Origin of the sequence: Nitratireductor sp. GZWM139 (genome assembly GCF_030068685.1) — a bacterium.
Lineage (GTDB): Bacteria > Pseudomonadota > Alphaproteobacteria > Rhizobiales > Rhizobiaceae > Nitratireductor > Nitratireductor aquimarinus.
In genome coordinates, this window is record NZ_JAMQML010000014.1 from 114364 (window position 1) to 128300 (window position 13937).

General features: G+C 62.4%; 14 protein-coding genes. 5 read left to right on the plus strand and 9 right to left on the minus strand.

The genetic code is table 11. The annotated features are described in order from the left end of the window. Positions 1 to 115 precede the first annotated feature (115 nt). Genes NDI72_RS16935 through NDI72_RS16950 form a run of 4 tightly spaced genes read left to right on the plus strand, consistent with a single transcriptional unit; the run spans position 116 to position 2722 of the window. Positions 116 to 754, plus strand: coding sequence for a lysophospholipid acyltransferase family protein (locus NDI72_RS16935; protein ID WP_206553069.1), 639 nt, complete (start codon positions 116 to 118; stop codon positions 752 to 754). Further along, a complete protein-coding gene (locus NDI72_RS16940; RefSeq protein WP_113157076.1) occupies positions 754 to 1704 on the plus strand; it encodes a phosphatidate cytidylyltransferase in 951 nt (316 codons plus the stop codon). Before NDI72_RS16935 ends, NDI72_RS16940 begins: the two co-directional genes overlap by 1 nt. Beyond that, positions 1701 to 2087, plus strand: a complete 387-nt coding sequence (locus NDI72_RS16945; protein WP_283801094.1) for a hypothetical protein — start codon at positions 1701 to 1703, stop codon at positions 2085 to 2087. Before NDI72_RS16940 ends, NDI72_RS16945 begins: the two co-directional genes overlap by 4 nt. Beyond that, positions 2084 to 2722, plus strand: coding sequence for a CDP-alcohol phosphatidyltransferase family protein (locus tag NDI72_RS16950; protein WP_283801096.1), 639 nt, complete (start codon positions 2084 to 2086; stop codon positions 2720 to 2722). The genes NDI72_RS16945 and NDI72_RS16950 overlap by 4 nt, the downstream gene beginning before the upstream one ends. Positions 2723 to 2820: 98 nt before the next feature. Here the strand turns inward: NDI72_RS16950 and NDI72_RS16955 are convergent, their stop codons facing one another. The 8 genes from NDI72_RS16955 to NDI72_RS16990 all read right to left on the minus strand — a co-directional run bounded on the left by NDI72_RS16955 (position 2821) and on the right by NDI72_RS16990 (position 12398). Then, positions 2821 to 3864 carry a histone deacetylase family protein gene (locus tag NDI72_RS16955; protein ID WP_283801097.1) on the minus strand — a complete coding sequence of 348 codons (1044 nt, stop codon included), beginning with the start codon at positions 3862 to 3864 and terminating at the stop codon, positions 2821 to 2823. Positions 3865 to 3867: 3 nt separating this feature from the next. Beyond that, positions 3868 to 4833, minus strand: a complete 966-nt coding sequence (locus tag NDI72_RS16960; protein WP_113157080.1) for an NAD(P)-dependent oxidoreductase — start codon at positions 4831 to 4833, stop codon at positions 3868 to 3870. Then, on the minus strand, positions 4826 to 6127 hold the full coding sequence (locus NDI72_RS16965) for an ArgE/DapE family deacylase (protein ID WP_206546484.1): 1302 nt from the start codon (positions 6125 to 6127) through the stop codon (positions 4826 to 4828). The genes NDI72_RS16960 and NDI72_RS16965 overlap by 8 nt, the downstream gene beginning before the upstream one ends. A 356-nt stretch (positions 6128 to 6483) precedes the next feature. Further along, positions 6484 to 8106 (minus strand): ABC transporter ATP-binding protein, encoded by a 1623-nt coding sequence (locus NDI72_RS16970; protein WP_113157082.1) that lies wholly within the window; start codon positions 8104 to 8106, stop codon positions 6484 to 6486. Between the two features lie 9 nt (positions 8107 to 8115). Next, positions 8116 to 8955 (minus strand): ABC transporter permease, encoded by an 840-nt coding sequence (locus tag NDI72_RS16975; protein ID WP_113157164.1) that lies wholly within the window; start codon positions 8953 to 8955, stop codon positions 8116 to 8118. After that, the gene (locus tag NDI72_RS16980; protein WP_113157083.1) at positions 8955 to 9923 is read right to left on the minus strand and encodes an ABC transporter permease; all 969 of its coding nucleotides are present in this window, start codon (positions 9921 to 9923) and stop codon (positions 8955 to 8957) included. Before NDI72_RS16980 ends, NDI72_RS16975 begins: the two co-directional genes overlap by 1 nt. 76 nt (positions 9924 to 9999) lie before the next feature. Continuing rightward, positions 10000 to 11547 carry an ABC transporter substrate-binding protein gene (locus tag NDI72_RS16985; RefSeq protein ID WP_113157084.1) on the minus strand — a complete coding sequence of 516 codons (1548 nt, stop codon included), beginning with the start codon at positions 11545 to 11547 and terminating at the stop codon, positions 10000 to 10002. Positions 11548 to 11618: 71 nt separating this feature from the next. After that, entirely contained in the window at positions 11619 to 12398 is a 780-nt protein-coding gene (locus tag NDI72_RS16990; protein WP_113157085.1) for a class II aldolase/adducin family protein, read from the minus strand. A 225-nt stretch (positions 12399 to 12623) separates the two neighbouring features. Here NDI72_RS16990 and NDI72_RS16995 point away from each other — a divergent pair, with 225 nt between their 5' ends. After that, the gene (locus NDI72_RS16995) at positions 12624 to 13304 is read left to right on the plus strand and encodes a GntR family transcriptional regulator (RefSeq protein WP_113157086.1); all 681 of its coding nucleotides are present in this window, start codon (positions 12624 to 12626) and stop codon (positions 13302 to 13304) included. Positions 13305 to 13332: 28 nt separating this feature from the next. On the opposite strand, the gene NDI72_RS17000 is transcribed toward NDI72_RS16995, so the two are convergent. After that, positions 13333 to 13743 carry a DUF4168 domain-containing protein gene (locus NDI72_RS17000; protein ID WP_113157087.1) on the minus strand — a complete coding sequence of 137 codons (411 nt, stop codon included), beginning with the start codon at positions 13741 to 13743 and terminating at the stop codon, positions 13333 to 13335. Between the last annotated feature and the right edge of the window lie 194 nt (positions 13744 to 13937).

Here is a 13937-nt window from a genome sequence, read left to right on the forward strand (position 1 = left end):
TTTATGGCGCAGGTAATTCATGCTGTTTTCAATCGCCGTTATTATTTGGCCGCACGCTGCAACCGTTCTATACAGCGTCTGAATCTGGTTTCCACGCAAAGCTCCAGGGGACACAATGGCATTTTTGTCGCGGGTGGCGGCAGGCGCGATCACGCTGTTTGCACGTTTCATCACCGCTGTACGCGCCGACTGGCAGGGCATCGAGCCGGTTCCCCGTCAGCGCGTCTATTTCGCCAATCATGTGAGCCATGGCGATTTCATCCTGCTATGGACGGTGTTGCCGCCGCGCATGCGCCGGCAGACCCGGCCCGTCGCTGGCGCCGATTACTGGCTGAAATCACCCGTCAGGCGCTTCATCGGCCGTGACGTGTTCAATGCGGTGCTGATCGACAGAAACCGGGACACGCGCGCAAGCGACCCCATCGGGCAAATGGCCGATGCGCTGGATGGCGGGGCCTCCCTCATCATCTTTCCCGAAGGCACGCGCAACGAGACCGACGCGCCGCTGCTCTCTTTCAAGAGCGGCATCTACCATCTGGCCAAGGCGCGGCCAGACGTGGATTTCGTTCCGGTGTGGATCGACAATCTGAACCGCGTCATGCCCAAGGGCGAATTCGTGCCCGTACCGCTCATCTGCACGGTCACGTTCGGTGAAGCCATGCGGGTCGGCGATGACGAAACGAAAGAGGCTTTCCTCACCCGGGCGCGCGATGCGCTTCTTTCCCTCTCGGCAGCTTCGGAAGGTGACGCGTGATGAGCGAACATCAGATCGACCTTTTGAAACTGCTCGGCGGATTGGCCGGCGTGCTGATTGCGGCATCGCTGGTGGGCTATGTGCTTCAGCGCAAATTCTCGCCCGATGGCTCCAACACGGCCATCGAAAACCTCAATGACCGGGTGAACGCCTGGTGGGTGATGATCATCCTCATGGGCGGCGCGCTCATGTTCGGCCGGGTTGGCGCGATCCTGCTGTTCGCTTTTGCATCATTCGCCGCACTGCGCGAATTCGTAACGCTGACCAACACGCGGCGCGGCGACCACTGGGCGCTCGCCTCGGCCTTCTTCATCTTCCTGCCGCTGCAATATTATCTCATCTATATCGACTGGTACGGCCTCTATTCGATCCTGGTGCCGGTCTATGCGTTCCTTCTTCTGCCCATTGTCTCGGCGGTGCGCGGCGATACGGATCATTTCCTCGTCCGGGTGGCGGAGGTGCAATGGGCGCTGATGATCTGCGTCTTCTGTGTGTCCCACGTGCCCGCGCTCCTCACGCTGGATATCCCCGGCTATGAGGGACGCAATTTGCTTCTGATCGCCTTCCTCGTGGTGGTCGTGCAGTCGAGCGACGTCCTGCAATATGTCTGGGGCAAGCTGCTCGGGCGCACGAAGATCGCGCCCAACCTCTCGCCCTCCAAGACACTGGAAGGTTTGATCGGTGGCGCGCTCAGTGCAACGCTGGTGGGCGCGGGGCTGTTCTGGATGACGCCCTTCACCCCGGTTCAGGCCGGGCTTCTGTCCTTCGTCATCGTGCTTCTGGGCTTTTTCGGCGGGCTCGTCATGTCGGCCATCAAGCGTGATCGCGGCGTGAAGGACTGGGGGCATCTGATCGCCGGGCATGGCGGTTTCATCGACCGGCTGGATTCGGTCATCTTCTCGGCCCCGATCTTCTTCCACCTGGTGCGCTACTGGTGGTCGCTCACATGAGCCCTGCGCTTGCCCGACTGGCGAGATCGAGCGCCGTTCACATGGCGTTCGCGTTTCTCGCCATGGGAAGCTGGGCCGTGTTCGCCAACCGGGGGCACGCAATGCCGCGTCCGCTGGTGGCAGGCATGGTGCAGGGGCTTTTGTCCGCCTGCATCACACTGTTCCTGAAACGCATCGTGGAGTGGCTGACCAGTCGCTTCTCCGGCCTTGGCGCGCTTGTTCTGCCGCCGCTCATCGCCTGTCTCGTTTCCGCAACGCTTCTGACCACGATCCACGCAGCGGCGGGCACGCCCGAAATCCTTGCGACGGTCACCCTGCCGCTAACGGTCGCCACATCCTATGCCGCCCTTTACACCTACACCCTATGGAGCGCCCGACCGTGAGCGATACTGAGAACCGACGTCCGCTGGCCAGCCGCGACACCGGCTGGGCGCACAGCATCACGCGCTGGCTGGCCGCCACATCCATCACTCCGAACCAGATTTCCATGGCGAGCATGGGCTTTGCAGCCCTCGCCGGTCTCGCCCTGTGGCAGGCGGGGTCTGCCGATGGCGTGATGCGGGCAGTGCTTCTCATTCTGGGCGGGCTGTTCGTGCAGTTCCGCCTCCTGTGCAATCTGTTCGATGGCATGGTTGCGGTCGAGGCGGGCAAAAGCGCGCCGGACGGCGCTTTCTGGAACGAGTTTCCCGACCGGGTTGCCGATATCGCGATCCTCGTCGGCGCCGGCTATGGCCTTGGCCTGCCAGCACTTGGCTGGGCGGCGGCGGGTTTTGCCGTTCTGACGGCTTATGTGCGCGAGCTCGGTCGCGCCTGCGGCCAGCAGGCAGACTTTTCCGGCCCGATGGCCAAGCCGCACCGCATGGCGACCATCACGGCGGCGGCAGTGCTGTCGCTCTTCGAGCCGCTCTGGAACGGGCGCGGTGAAGTGTTGACCGTGGCGCTATGGATCGTGGCCATCGGCGCGGCCCTCACTGCGCTGCGCCGTTCGGCGCGTCTGGTGAAGGCGCTTCGCGGATAGCGCGTTTTGCTTTCAGCTGAAATCCGCACAAATACGAGAGCAGATCGAGCAGCGCGCCATCACCCCGTTTGAAACCCGGGGTGATGGCATGTCCGTTGTCAGTCCGCCGCGCTCGCCAGCGCATCGCGGCTGGCGGTGAGGAAGATTTCCGCATTTTTCGACAATGACGGGCCGAGATAACCGCCCTCCTGGATCAGCGCAGTCGGCAGGCCGAGCCCGACGATCTCGCGCGCCATGGTCGCGAACCCTTCGCCTGTCAGCTTCACCTCCGACAGCGGATCGTCTTCCGCCATGTCGAGGCCGAGCGAAACCACCAGCGCTTCCGTGCCGAAATCCCTGAGCGCCGCGAGCCCTTCGCGGAAGCGCATCAGGATCGTCTCGGTGTCGGAACCGGGCTTCAGGCAAAGATTGAGCGTCGCCCCCTCGCCTTCGCCCTCGCCACGCTCATCCTCATAACCCAGATAATAGGTCGGATAGAGATCCGGGTCCGTGTGCAGCGAACAGACGAAAACGTCACCGCGATCATAGAAGATGTCGAGCGTGCCATTGCCGGTGTGGGTATCGATGTCGAGCACCGCCACCTTGCCGAAATGCGAGCGCAGGCTCTGCGCGGCAATGGCCGCATTGTTGAACAGGCAAAAGCCGTTCGAGGCGTTGGAAAGCGCGTGGTGTCCCGGCGGGCGGCACAGGCCATAGACCATGCGCGCGCCTTCCTTCACCCGTTCGGCGGTTTCAAGCGCCGTCTGCGCCGACCAGTAGACCGCGTTCCACGTGCCTTCCGTCAATGGCACCGACGTGTCGGTCGCCCACCAGCCGAGCTGACCGAAAACGGAGGATGACGGACGCCCCCGGCGCGGGCCGGGATGACAGTTCGGGATCGGCTCCTGATCCGGCGCTTCGGCGCGCCAGCGCTCATAGGCGTCCTTCCAGAAATCCACGTAATCGGGATCGTGCACGGCCTTGATCGGGTCCTCGCCGAAATCGCGCGGGGTCTCGATGGGAAAGGCGTTGCGCCTGAGCATGTCGCGGATGAGGATGGCGCGTTCGGCCTGCTCGGGATGCGGCATGTAGGCCCCGCGCCGGAAATAGCGGGCGGGCGTATGTAACAGCTGACGTTCGTCGAAAATGGCTTTCATTGTCATCCTTCAATATCCGTTGGCTCTGTCGACCACCGTTTCCGGTATCCGTCCTGCCACCACGTCCCTGGCTGCGCGGGCGAGTTGTTCCGCCATGCGCCGGGGTGAGCAGTCGCTTGCCTGATGGGGCGTGACGAGAATGCGCTCATCCGCCCAGAAGGGATGCTCCGCCGGCAGCGGCTCGATGTCGAAAACGTCGAGCGAGGCGGAGGAAAGGCGTCCGCTGTCGAGCGCCTTCAGAAGATCGGCCTCGATCAGATGTTCCCCGCGCCCAAGCTGGATCAGCGCCGCGCCCACGGGCATGCGATTGAAGAAATCGAGATCGAGAAGGCCGCGCGTCTGCGCGGTCAAAGGCAGCACGTTGATGAGGATGGCGGCCTGCTCGGCAACCCGCTCGGCAGCCCCCTCCCCGCTTTCGAAACGCACACCCGGCATGGCGTCGCGCGGTGCGTTGCGCACGGCCGCGACTACCGGAAAACCCATCGCTGTCACCGCGCGCGCGATGGCGCGGCCCATCAGGCCGAAACCCAGAATGCCGACGGGCGTTTCGCGTGGCGGCTTCATCCTTGCCGAAATCAGCCGCGCCCATTCATGCTTCGCTTCATGTACAATGTGATGGCGCATGTTGCGGTGATGCCAGACCACGTGCCATGCCGCGAAACCGGCCATGACATCGCCCTGATCCTCGTCGCGCACACGCGTCACCAGCGCATCGGCTGGCAGGCTCGGGCAGCTGATGATGCTGTCGACACCGGCGGCGATGGAACTTGCCAGCCGCAGATTTGGATAGGGCAGGAAGGCGTCGTCCGCAGGACGCCAGCACAGCGCGAACCGGATCGTTTCGGGATCGTCGATCTCATGGGGATGGCGCAGCCGGATCGTGTCTGCATGGGGCGCCAGCGCCTCGGCGAAAATCTCCCGAAGATCGTATGCGGCACTGAGAAAGACGCCCTCGATCACGTCCTGCTCAGCCATTGCCGGCCTCTCCCTCGATCGGTTCGACACCGCACCAGTCGGCGATGAAGAGTGCGATCGCGCCCGTCACGCGCTTGATGGACGACAGGCTGACGCGCTCGTCGAAACCGTGGATATTCTCCGTGATCGGGCCATAGACGAGGCACGGCATGCCGGCATAGATCACGAAGACCCGCGCATCGAGATAGCCCGGCGTGACGAAGCTTTTCAGTTCGCTCGACGTGGCCTTGCGATGGGCTTCGGCCAGTGCCTGCTCGGCCTCGGTTCCTTCTTCCAGAACGTAACCGCGCGCGAAGAACCCGTTCCAGATCACCTCCGGCGGGCGGTTGCCCAGAAACGGATCATCGGCCAGCTCACGCGCCAGATGCGCCTCGATCTGCGCTGCCCGGTCCTTCGGGTCGTCGCCGGGATAGATGGCGATGCGGCAGGAAATCCTGCACCATGCGGCAACGGTGGACGCCCAGTCGCCGCCCTCGATCTTGCCGACATTGAAGTTGATCGGGTGATCGAGTTCCTCGAAATAGGGATAGTTCACCTTTTCGGCGTTCCATTCCTCGGTCAGGCGTTTCAGGCTCTCGATGACGCGGTAGCTCGCTTCGATGGCATTCGCGCCCGTGCCGGCCTCGCGCACATGCACCGGATGGCCCGACACATTCACCTCGAACCACAGAACGCCGGTGTTGGCCCGCACCAGCATTTCGTCTTCCGGCTCGGGAATGATGGCGGCGTCCGCCGTATAGCCTTCCACCAGACAGGCGAGCGCGCCATTGCCGGTGCACTCCTCCTCAACGACGCTCTGCACATGCACTTTCGCCGCCGGCTGCAGGCCGATGCGACGCAGTGCGTCGAGCGCGAAAATATTCGCCGCGATGCCGGCCTTCATGTCGCCGCCGCCGCGCCCATAGAGCCAGTCGCCCACGCGTTTCGGCTCATAGGGCGGCGAAACCTCCCACATATCATGCGGGCCTTCCGGCACCACATCCATATGGCCATTGAGGATCAGCGACCGGCCCTTCTCGACGCGCGGCGCATGCGTGGCGATCACATTGACCGCATCGGAATAATCGACGGCCACGGGCGAGAAACCGGGATGATCCCTGATCTTGTCTTCATCGATGTGAAAGGTCTCAACCGCGTAGCCGCGCGCTTCGAGCGCCTTGTGCACGAATTCCTGAGCGGGCTTTTCCTTGCCGCGCAGCGAGGGGAAACGGATCAGGTCTTCCGTAAAGCCGATCTGCTCTTCAAAACCTTCCTCGACTGCGGCGAGGATCTTCTGTGCCAGTTGTTCGTCCACGTTGGTGGTTCCTGCAAATTAGTATTGAGGATGGTGGGAGATGGTGCGCGCTGCTTCTCCCACCGTTACAGGTCGTGCATCAGCAGAACCTCGGCCTATGCACGTCATCCCGCCCTCGCCCTTCGACAGGCTCAGGATGAGGGCTGGTGGCGGTGATAGCTGGCTGAGCGCTGGTGTTGGTGTTGGTGTTGGTGTTGGTGAGAACCGGCTCAGGGCTGGTGTTGGAAACGCAAGCGTTGTGCAATCCCCTGTCATAGGCACCAGCCTATCCATGCCCCTTCCCTCATCCTGAGCTTGTCGAAGGGCGGGGGAAGGTGCACGCACCACGCTGAATTGAGCTCCTGTCGTCACCGGGCCTACCCCGCTGCCGCCAGCTCCTTCTCGCGACCGGGAATGGCCTCGATCAGGGTCCGGGTGTAGTCGCTCTGCGGATTGTTGAAGATGGCGTGCGCCGGTCCCATCTCCACCACCTTGCCCTTCTGCATCACCGCGATGCGGTCGCAGATCTGTGCGGCGACTCGCAGATCGTGGGTGATGAAGATAAGAGCCAGGTTCAGCCGCTCCTTCAGATCGGCCAGAAGATCGAGCACCTGCGCCTGGATCGACACGTCCAGCGCGGAAACCGCTTCGTCGGCGATGATGACGCGCGGCTCCAGTGCCAGCGCGCGGGCGATGCCGATGCGCTGGCGCTGGCCGCCTGAAAACTCGTGCGGATAGCGGTCGATGGCAAGCGCATCGAGATCCACCAGTTCCAGAAGCTTGACCGCGCGGGCATAGGCTTCCTGTTTGGAAACCCCGTGCGCCATCGGCCCCTCGGCGATGATGCGCCCCACCTTGGAACGCGGGTTCAGCGAGGCGTAGGGGTCCTGGAAAATCATCTGGATCGACTTGCGCGCCTCGCGCAGCGCATCGCCGGAAAGCTGCGCCATGTCATGACCGGCAAGCTTCACCGTACCGGAGTCCGGCTGCATCAGTCGCACCAGACAGCGCCCGACACTGGACTTTCCAGAACCGGATTCACCCACGATGCCGAGCGTTTCACCTTCGCAGAGGGTGAGGTTCACGTCGTTGACCGCATGCACGACGCGCGGCTTGGAGAAGAACAGGCCGCCACCGGTCACATAGGTCTTGTTGAGCCCCTCCACCTCAAGGATCGGCGTCTTGCCCACCGGCGCTTCGGTCTCTTCGGCCGCAAGTTTCGGGATCGCGGCGATCAGCTTCTGCGTATATTCGTGCTGCGGATTGTCCAGCACCTCGTCAGCGGTTCCCGCCTCGACGATCTTGCCATACTGCATCACGGCCACGCGGTCGGCGATTTCGGCCACCACGCCAAAATCATGGGTGATGAACATCACCGCCATGCCGTGCTTTTCCTGCAGATTGCGGATCAGCTCAAGGATCTGCGCCTGCGTCGTCACGTCGAGCGCGGTGGTCGGCTCGTCGGCGATCAGGATGCGCGGTTCGAGCGCAAGCGCCATGGCGATCATGACGCGCTGGCGCTGGCCGCCCGAAAGCTGGAACGGATAGGCGCGCGCGGCCTTCTGCGGATCGGGAATACCCACTTCCGTCAGAAGTTCGATGGCGCGGGCAGCGCGTTCCTTCGGCGTAAGCAGACCATGCGCCTCGAACACTTCCGCGATCTGATCTTCCACCCGCATCAGCGGGTTGAGGGCCGACATGGGCTCCTGAAAGATCATGGCGATCTTCTTGCCGCGCAAATCCATCATCTCGGCTTCGGAGAGTTTCAGAACATCCGTGCCGTCGAAGATGATCTCGCCGCCGACCGGGCGCACCAGATCGGGCAGCAGGCCCATCGCGGCATTGGCCGACATGGATTTTCCGGACCCCGATTCACCGACAATGCAGAGGATTTCGCCGGGAAACAGATCATAGGTCACATCATCGACGGCGAAGTCGCGGTCGGCGCCTTCCGGCAGCGCGATCTTGAGGTTCTTGATGCTGAGCACTGGGTCTTTCATCGCGCCCTCCTATTTGCCACGCCGCGCAAGGCGGGGATTGAGCGCGTCATTCAGGCCCTCACCGATCAGGTTGAGCGCCAGAACGGTGAGCAGGATGGCAACGCCGGGGAAGAAGGAGAGCCACCAGGCCTGGCGGATGACCGTGCGCGCAGCGCCGATCATGTAGCCCCAGGACATCAGGTTCGGATCACCGAGCCCGAGGAAGGACAGCGAGGATTCCAGCAGGATCGCGGTTGCCACCATCAGCGATGCAAGCACGATGATGGGCGAGATCGTGTTGGGCAGAACCTGCCGCAGAATGATCGTCAGGCTCGTCTGGCCGGAAAGGATCGCCGCTTCCACATATTCACGCGAGCGCAGCGACAGCACCTCGCCGCGCACAAGACGGGCGACCGGCGGCCAGCTCACAATGGCGATGGCGGCGATGATCGACTGGATCGACGGTTCGAAAATGGCGACCAGAACGATGGCCAGTGCAAAGCTCGGCACGGTCTGGAAGAACTCGGTGAAGCGCATCAGCGCATCATCCGCCCAGCCACCGAAATAGCCGGCGAGCGCCCCGATCGGAATGCCGATCAGAAGGGCAGCCACTGTCGAGACGAGACCGACCAGAAGCGAAACCTGTGCGCCATAGGCAAGGCCCGAAATGACATTGCGGCCGAGCGCATCGGTGCCCAGCGGATACTGGTCCATGGCGAAAGGCGGCAGGAAGGGCCGCTGCACCATGCGCCAGGGCGACTGCGGGAACAGAAGCGGCGCAAGGATCGCCACCAGAACCACGATGGCGAGGATCGCAAGGCCGATCACCGCGCCGCGATTGCGTGAGAAACGTTTCCAGAAATCAGCCATCATGCCACCCGGATTCTTGGGTCAACGAACCGATAGAGAATGTCGGTGATGAGGTTGAACACGAGCACCATGGCGGCGGACACGAAGAACACGCCAAGAAGCAGATTGTAGTCGCGCTGGGCGAGTGCCTCGAACATCAGGCGTCCGATGCCCGGCCACGCGAAAACGGTTTCGGTCAGAACCGCGCCGCCAACCAGCTGGCCTGCCTGAAGGCCAGCAAGCGTCACCACCGGAAGCATGGCGTTGCGGAAGATGTGGCGGCGCTGGATGATGCCGGATTTCAGGCCCTTGGCGCGCGCCGTCTTCACGAAGTCGAGCTGGCTGACCTCCAGCATGGAGGCGCGCGTCATGCGCATATAGACCGCCATGAAGAACAGGCCGAGCGTGGTGGCCGGCAGGATCAGGTGCTGGCCGATATCGAGCGCACGGCGGAAGCCGGTGTAGTTCGCGCCGACCGTTTCGTAGCCGAAGCCCGGAAGCCAGTTGAAATAGACGGAGAACAGAAGCACCGCCATCAGCGCGGCCCAGTAGAGCGGGGTCGCGTAGAAGAGCAGCGCCAGTGTGGAGATGGCCGTGTCCGACCATTTGCCGACACGCGCCGAGGCGAGAACGCCGGCTGCGGTGCCGAGCACCAGCGAGATGACGAAGGCCGTCATCGTCAGAAGCAGTGTGGCGGGCAGACGGTCGAGGATCAGGTCTGCGACGGGCATCTGCTGCCGGTAGGAATAGCCGAGATCGAACTGCAGCACGCCCTTCAGGTAAATCCCGAGCTGGGTAAGCAGTGGCTTGTCGAGGCCGAACTGTTCACGCAGCTGGGCGATGAACTTGGCGTCGGCAGCACCCGCTTCGCCCGCCATGACGGCGGCGGGATCGCCGGGGGCGGCGTGGATCAGGAAGAAATTGAGCGTCAGGATGGCGATCAGGATGATCGCCGCCTTGCCCAGGCGCATGAGTATGAAGCGTAGCATCGAGCCCCTGCAGGATCAGAATCAAGGCAGGGATGCGCGGACGGTCTGGCCCGCGCATCCGGATCAGGGTGACGGCCTATTTTTCGATATAGGTGTCCTTGAAGCCGTCATTCACGCCAATGGCGGTGGTGACGAGATCCTTCACGTTACAGCGGTAGATGGTCGGGAAACCGAGCTCGAGGAGCCAGGCCACCGGCACGTCGTCCACCAGCTTCTGCTGAACCTCGTCGTAGAGCTTCTGGCGCTCTTCGGCTGTCACGGCCACCGCAGCCTTGGCGAAGAGATCGTCGACCTCCGTGTTTTCGTAGCCCTCGACATTGTTCCACTGCGAACCCTTCGCGATGTTCGTGGAAATGTAGCTGCGGGCGACGCCAAGTGCCGGATCACCGTACTGGTAGAGATAGGTGAAGGCCATGTCGTAGTCCCACTCGGCCAGCTTCTGGTTCCAGCCGGCCACATCGGTGGAGACGATCTCGACATCGATGCCGACCTCGCCGAGGTTCTGCTTCACGGCTTCGGCCCAGCGCTGCCAGGTCTCGCCATAAGGCAGCGGCAGGAGACGCACGGTCTCGCCGTCATAACCCATCTCTTCGAGCAGGGCCTTGGCCTTCTCCGGATCGTAGTCGTACTGGTTCACGTCATCGGTGTAGAAGCGCGTGGACGAGGAGACCGGACCGGTCGAAACCTTGCCGAGACCGTTCCAAAGCGCATCACGCGCAAAGTTGCGGTCCATGGCGTACATGACGGCCTGGCGGAAGCGCTTGTCGGCGGTCGGGCCTTCGCGGTTGTTCAGCCACATCCACGACAGCGGACCGAAATACTCCCAGCCCTTGTCGGTGATGCAGGTGTTCTCCATGTCGGCGATGCGCTGCACGTCGAAATTCTCGACCGAGCCGCCGGGCAGGATGTCGACCACGCCGGTTTCGTAGGCAACGGCGCGCGAGGCTGCATCCGGGATCACATGCCAGTAGATCTCGTCGAGATACGGCTTGCCGTCCTCGTAATAGTCCTCGAACTTGGTGAGCAGGATGTGCGAACCCTTCTCCCATTCCGCGAACTTGAACGGACCGGTGCCGATCGGCGTGTTGTTGGCCGGGTTGCTCTTGTACTCCGTGCCTTCATAGATGTGCTTGGGAACCATCGGCATGGTGCCGGCCTCGAAAATGCCGAGGAAGGGACCGAAAGGCTGCTTCAGCTTGAAGACGACAGTGGTGTCGTCGGGCGCGGTGATGGATTCCACATGCTCCAGCGAGGTGCGCAGGCGCGCATGGGTTTCACGCAGGAACACATCGGCGGAGAACACGACGTCAGCAGAGGTGAAAGGTTCACCGTCATGCCATTTGACGTTGTCATGCAGGTTGAACGTGTAGGTCAGGCCGTCCTCGGAAACTTCCCAGGACTTGGCGAGCTGCGGCATGGGCTGCAGCTTTTCGTCATAGCGCAGAAGGCCTTCATAGATCTGGCCGGCGACCATCTGGGTCGGGCCGTTCTGCACGAGGCCCAGCATCAGGCTCGGCGGTTCGGGCTGGATCACCACATTGGCGCGCCCACCCGTGACGGGCTCGGCGTGCAGCGCGGTTGTAACCATGAAGGCGGCGGCGAGTAGGGTCAGTCGTTTCAGCATGGCTATTGTTCCCCTTCTTGCTGACTGGCGCCGGGCGTTCTCCTTTGCCCGCACCGGAAAATGGATTGGCCTCAGGTAACGAGGTCGGGATAGTGCTTGATGGCAAGGCGCTGGAACGCCTCCCATTGCGGGTCCGGCTTGTTGCCGGCGTGGTGCTTGTCCCACCCTTCGTATTGACGGGCGGTCTTTTCGGCGAGTTCCTCATTCACCCGCACCGGCTTGCCGCCGGAAGACATGATCGCAAGCTGGGCGCGGCAGGCGCGCTCCATGTTGAACATCAGCGCAAACGCCTCGCCCACCGTGCGGCCGCAGGTGAGCAGACCGTGATTGCGCAGGATCATCGCATTGCGGTCACCGAGATCGGCAACGAGCCGCTCGCGCTCGTCCAGATCCAGCGCAATGCCCTCATAGTCGTGGAAGGCGATGCGGTTGTGGAACTGCAGCGACCACTGGTTCAGCGGCAGGATGCCCTCTTCCATGGAGGAGATCGCAACGCCCGCGACCGTGTGCGTGTGCAGAACGCAGTGCACGTCGGGGCGCGCGGCGTGAACGGCGCTGTGAATGGTGAAGCCGGCCTTGTTGATGCCCGCGCCATAGCTGTCGCGCAGAATGTCGCCATTGATGTCGACGGTAACGAGATTGGAAGCCGTCACCTCGTCAAAGCGCAGGCCAAACGGATTGATCAGAAAGGCGTGCTCGCCTTCATTTTCCGGCGCGCGCGCCGAAATGTGCGTGAAAATGCTGTCGTCAAGATTGTAGTGCGCGACCAGCCGATAGGCGGCGGCCAGCTCGATTCGCTCTTGCGGCTGTTGAATGTCGGTATCGGCGACAAGCTGCGGCTGTGCGCTCATCCAGTTCTCCCTGCTTTCTGTGCGCCTGCGGGCTTTGGCCCTGCCGGCGCCTTGTCTTGCCAACGGGCTCCCCTCAGAGCCGCGCAAGAAGCGTCTAGGCAAACACAGGCAGGGGTAAGTGTCAATTGTCGACAATCGTCATTGAAGGTGCCATACTCCCAGCCGCGGCCACCCGCCCTGGTGGCAATTGGCAGGGTGGCCTAACCAGATGCACGGACGGTATGCGTGAGCTTGTTCTCGGAAGTTTCAACGACAGATCTGGTGACACAGATCGCCCGGCAGATCACTGCGGCGATTGTCGCCGGCCAGTTGAAGCCGGGCGAACGCCTGACCGAATTGCAGTTATCGCGGGAGTTTGGCACCAGCCGCGCGCCGGTGCGTGAAGCCGCCCGGCTACTGGAAAGCCAGGGGCTCGTCACCTTCTCTCCGAGGCGCGGCTTCTTCGTCCGCACCTTCAACGCCACCGAGATGCGCGACATCTATGAGTTGAGAATCGGTCTGGAGCTTCATGCGGGCTGTCTCGCCGTGGAACGCGCCACCGAAGCCGATATCGCCGGTCTGGAAGCGCAGCTCAGCCTGCTCTACCAGAACCAGAAGGGGAGCCAGGCCTCCCTCGAAACGCAGATGTTCGAGGATTTCACCTTTCACCGCATGCTCTGCAAGGCCGGCGGCAATGCGCGCCTTTTGAAAGTCTATGACGAACTGGCGATGGAAATGCGCGCCGGCATCACGCTGATCGGCAAGCTCTATGACGATCCGCAGCGCATGGCTGAAACGCATGAGCCAATCATGGAAGCGCTCAAGAAGCGCGACGGAGAAGAGCTGCGCGAGGCCCTTCGGTATCACATCGCGGTCGCCCGCGACGAAGTCGTCGCCTTGTTCCATGAAATAGAAAAGGGCGCCTGAAAGCGCCCTCTCCTTTCATGGAATGCAATCAGTTACGGGCCTTGGCCGTCTCGCCGATCATTCCGTTCAGCTTCTGAGCCAGCGCCTCATCCGTCTGTGCGGACTGGATGATCTGGTTGTACTCATCGACCGAGATGCCGTCGGTCTTCTCCACGGCCTGCTCCATCTGCTGTGTGGCTTCCGCCTGAACCTGCTGCTTGTCATTGTCGGAAGACGCGCCCTGGAAACGCTTGGTGTATTGCTCCTTCACGTCGCTGACGGCGAGAAACGCGACCGTGAAGGCCTGCAGCTTCTGATCGTCGAACGACTGCGTCTGCGCCTGCGGAGCCGGCGAAGGTGACGGAACCGCATCCTGCGCCATGGCCGGTGAGAACACGGCCGCACTGGCGGTAAAGGCAATTGCGGTGGCGGCAGTGCGCAGCCTGGTGCGAAGAATCATACTGGAACTCCTTCCTTTCGGGTGTCCCTCCACGAGGGACCATGCATGGCCCGACCCCGGGTTCATCCCGGCTGCCACCCTCATGAAGAATGTGGCGAGAAGAAAGAAGACGCCGCACCCCCCCCAATCAATTCGGATTGCCGGGAAAAACAAAAAATGAGTCTTCTGATGCAACCAAAGAAAAGCCCCGCCGA

Excerpts from the sequence above, each read along its gene's own strand:
- NDI72_RS17000 (WP_113157087.1), bottom strand. The coding sequence starts at position 13,743 with ATGATTCTTCGCACCAGGCTGCGCACTGCCGCCACCGCAATTGCCTTT.
- NDI72_RS16975 (WP_113157164.1), bottom strand. The coding sequence starts at position 8,955 with ATGGCTGATTTCTGGAAACGTTTCTCACGCAATCGCGGCGCGGTGATC.
- NDI72_RS16945 (WP_283801094.1), top strand. The coding sequence starts at position 1,701 with ATGAGCCCTGCGCTTGCCCGACTGGCGAGATCGAGCGCCGTTCACATG.
- NDI72_RS16990 (WP_113157085.1), bottom strand. The coding sequence starts at position 12,398 with ATGAGCGCACAGCCGCAGCTTGTCGCCGATACCGACATTCAACAGCCG.
- NDI72_RS16940 (WP_113157076.1), top strand. The coding sequence starts at position 754 with ATGAGCGAACATCAGATCGACCTTTTGAAACTGCTCGGCGGATTGGCC.
- NDI72_RS16955 (WP_283801097.1), bottom strand. The coding sequence starts at position 3,864 with ATGACAATGAAAGCCATTTTCGACGAACGTCAGCTGTTACATACGCCC.
- NDI72_RS16980 (WP_113157083.1), bottom strand. The coding sequence starts at position 9,923 with ATGCTACGCTTCATACTCATGCGCCTGGGCAAGGCGGCGATCATCCTG.
- NDI72_RS16935 (WP_206553069.1), top strand. The coding sequence starts at position 116 with ATGGCATTTTTGTCGCGGGTGGCGGCAGGCGCGATCACGCTGTTTGCA.
- NDI72_RS16970 (WP_113157082.1), bottom strand. The coding sequence starts at position 8,106 with ATGAAAGACCCAGTGCTCAGCATCAAGAACCTCAAGATCGCGCTGCCG.
- NDI72_RS16960 (WP_113157080.1), bottom strand. The coding sequence starts at position 4,833 with ATGGCTGAGCAGGACGTGATCGAGGGCGTCTTTCTCAGTGCCGCATAC.
- NDI72_RS16985 (WP_113157084.1), bottom strand. The coding sequence starts at position 11,547 with ATGCTGAAACGACTGACCCTACTCGCCGCCGCCTTCATGGTTACAACC.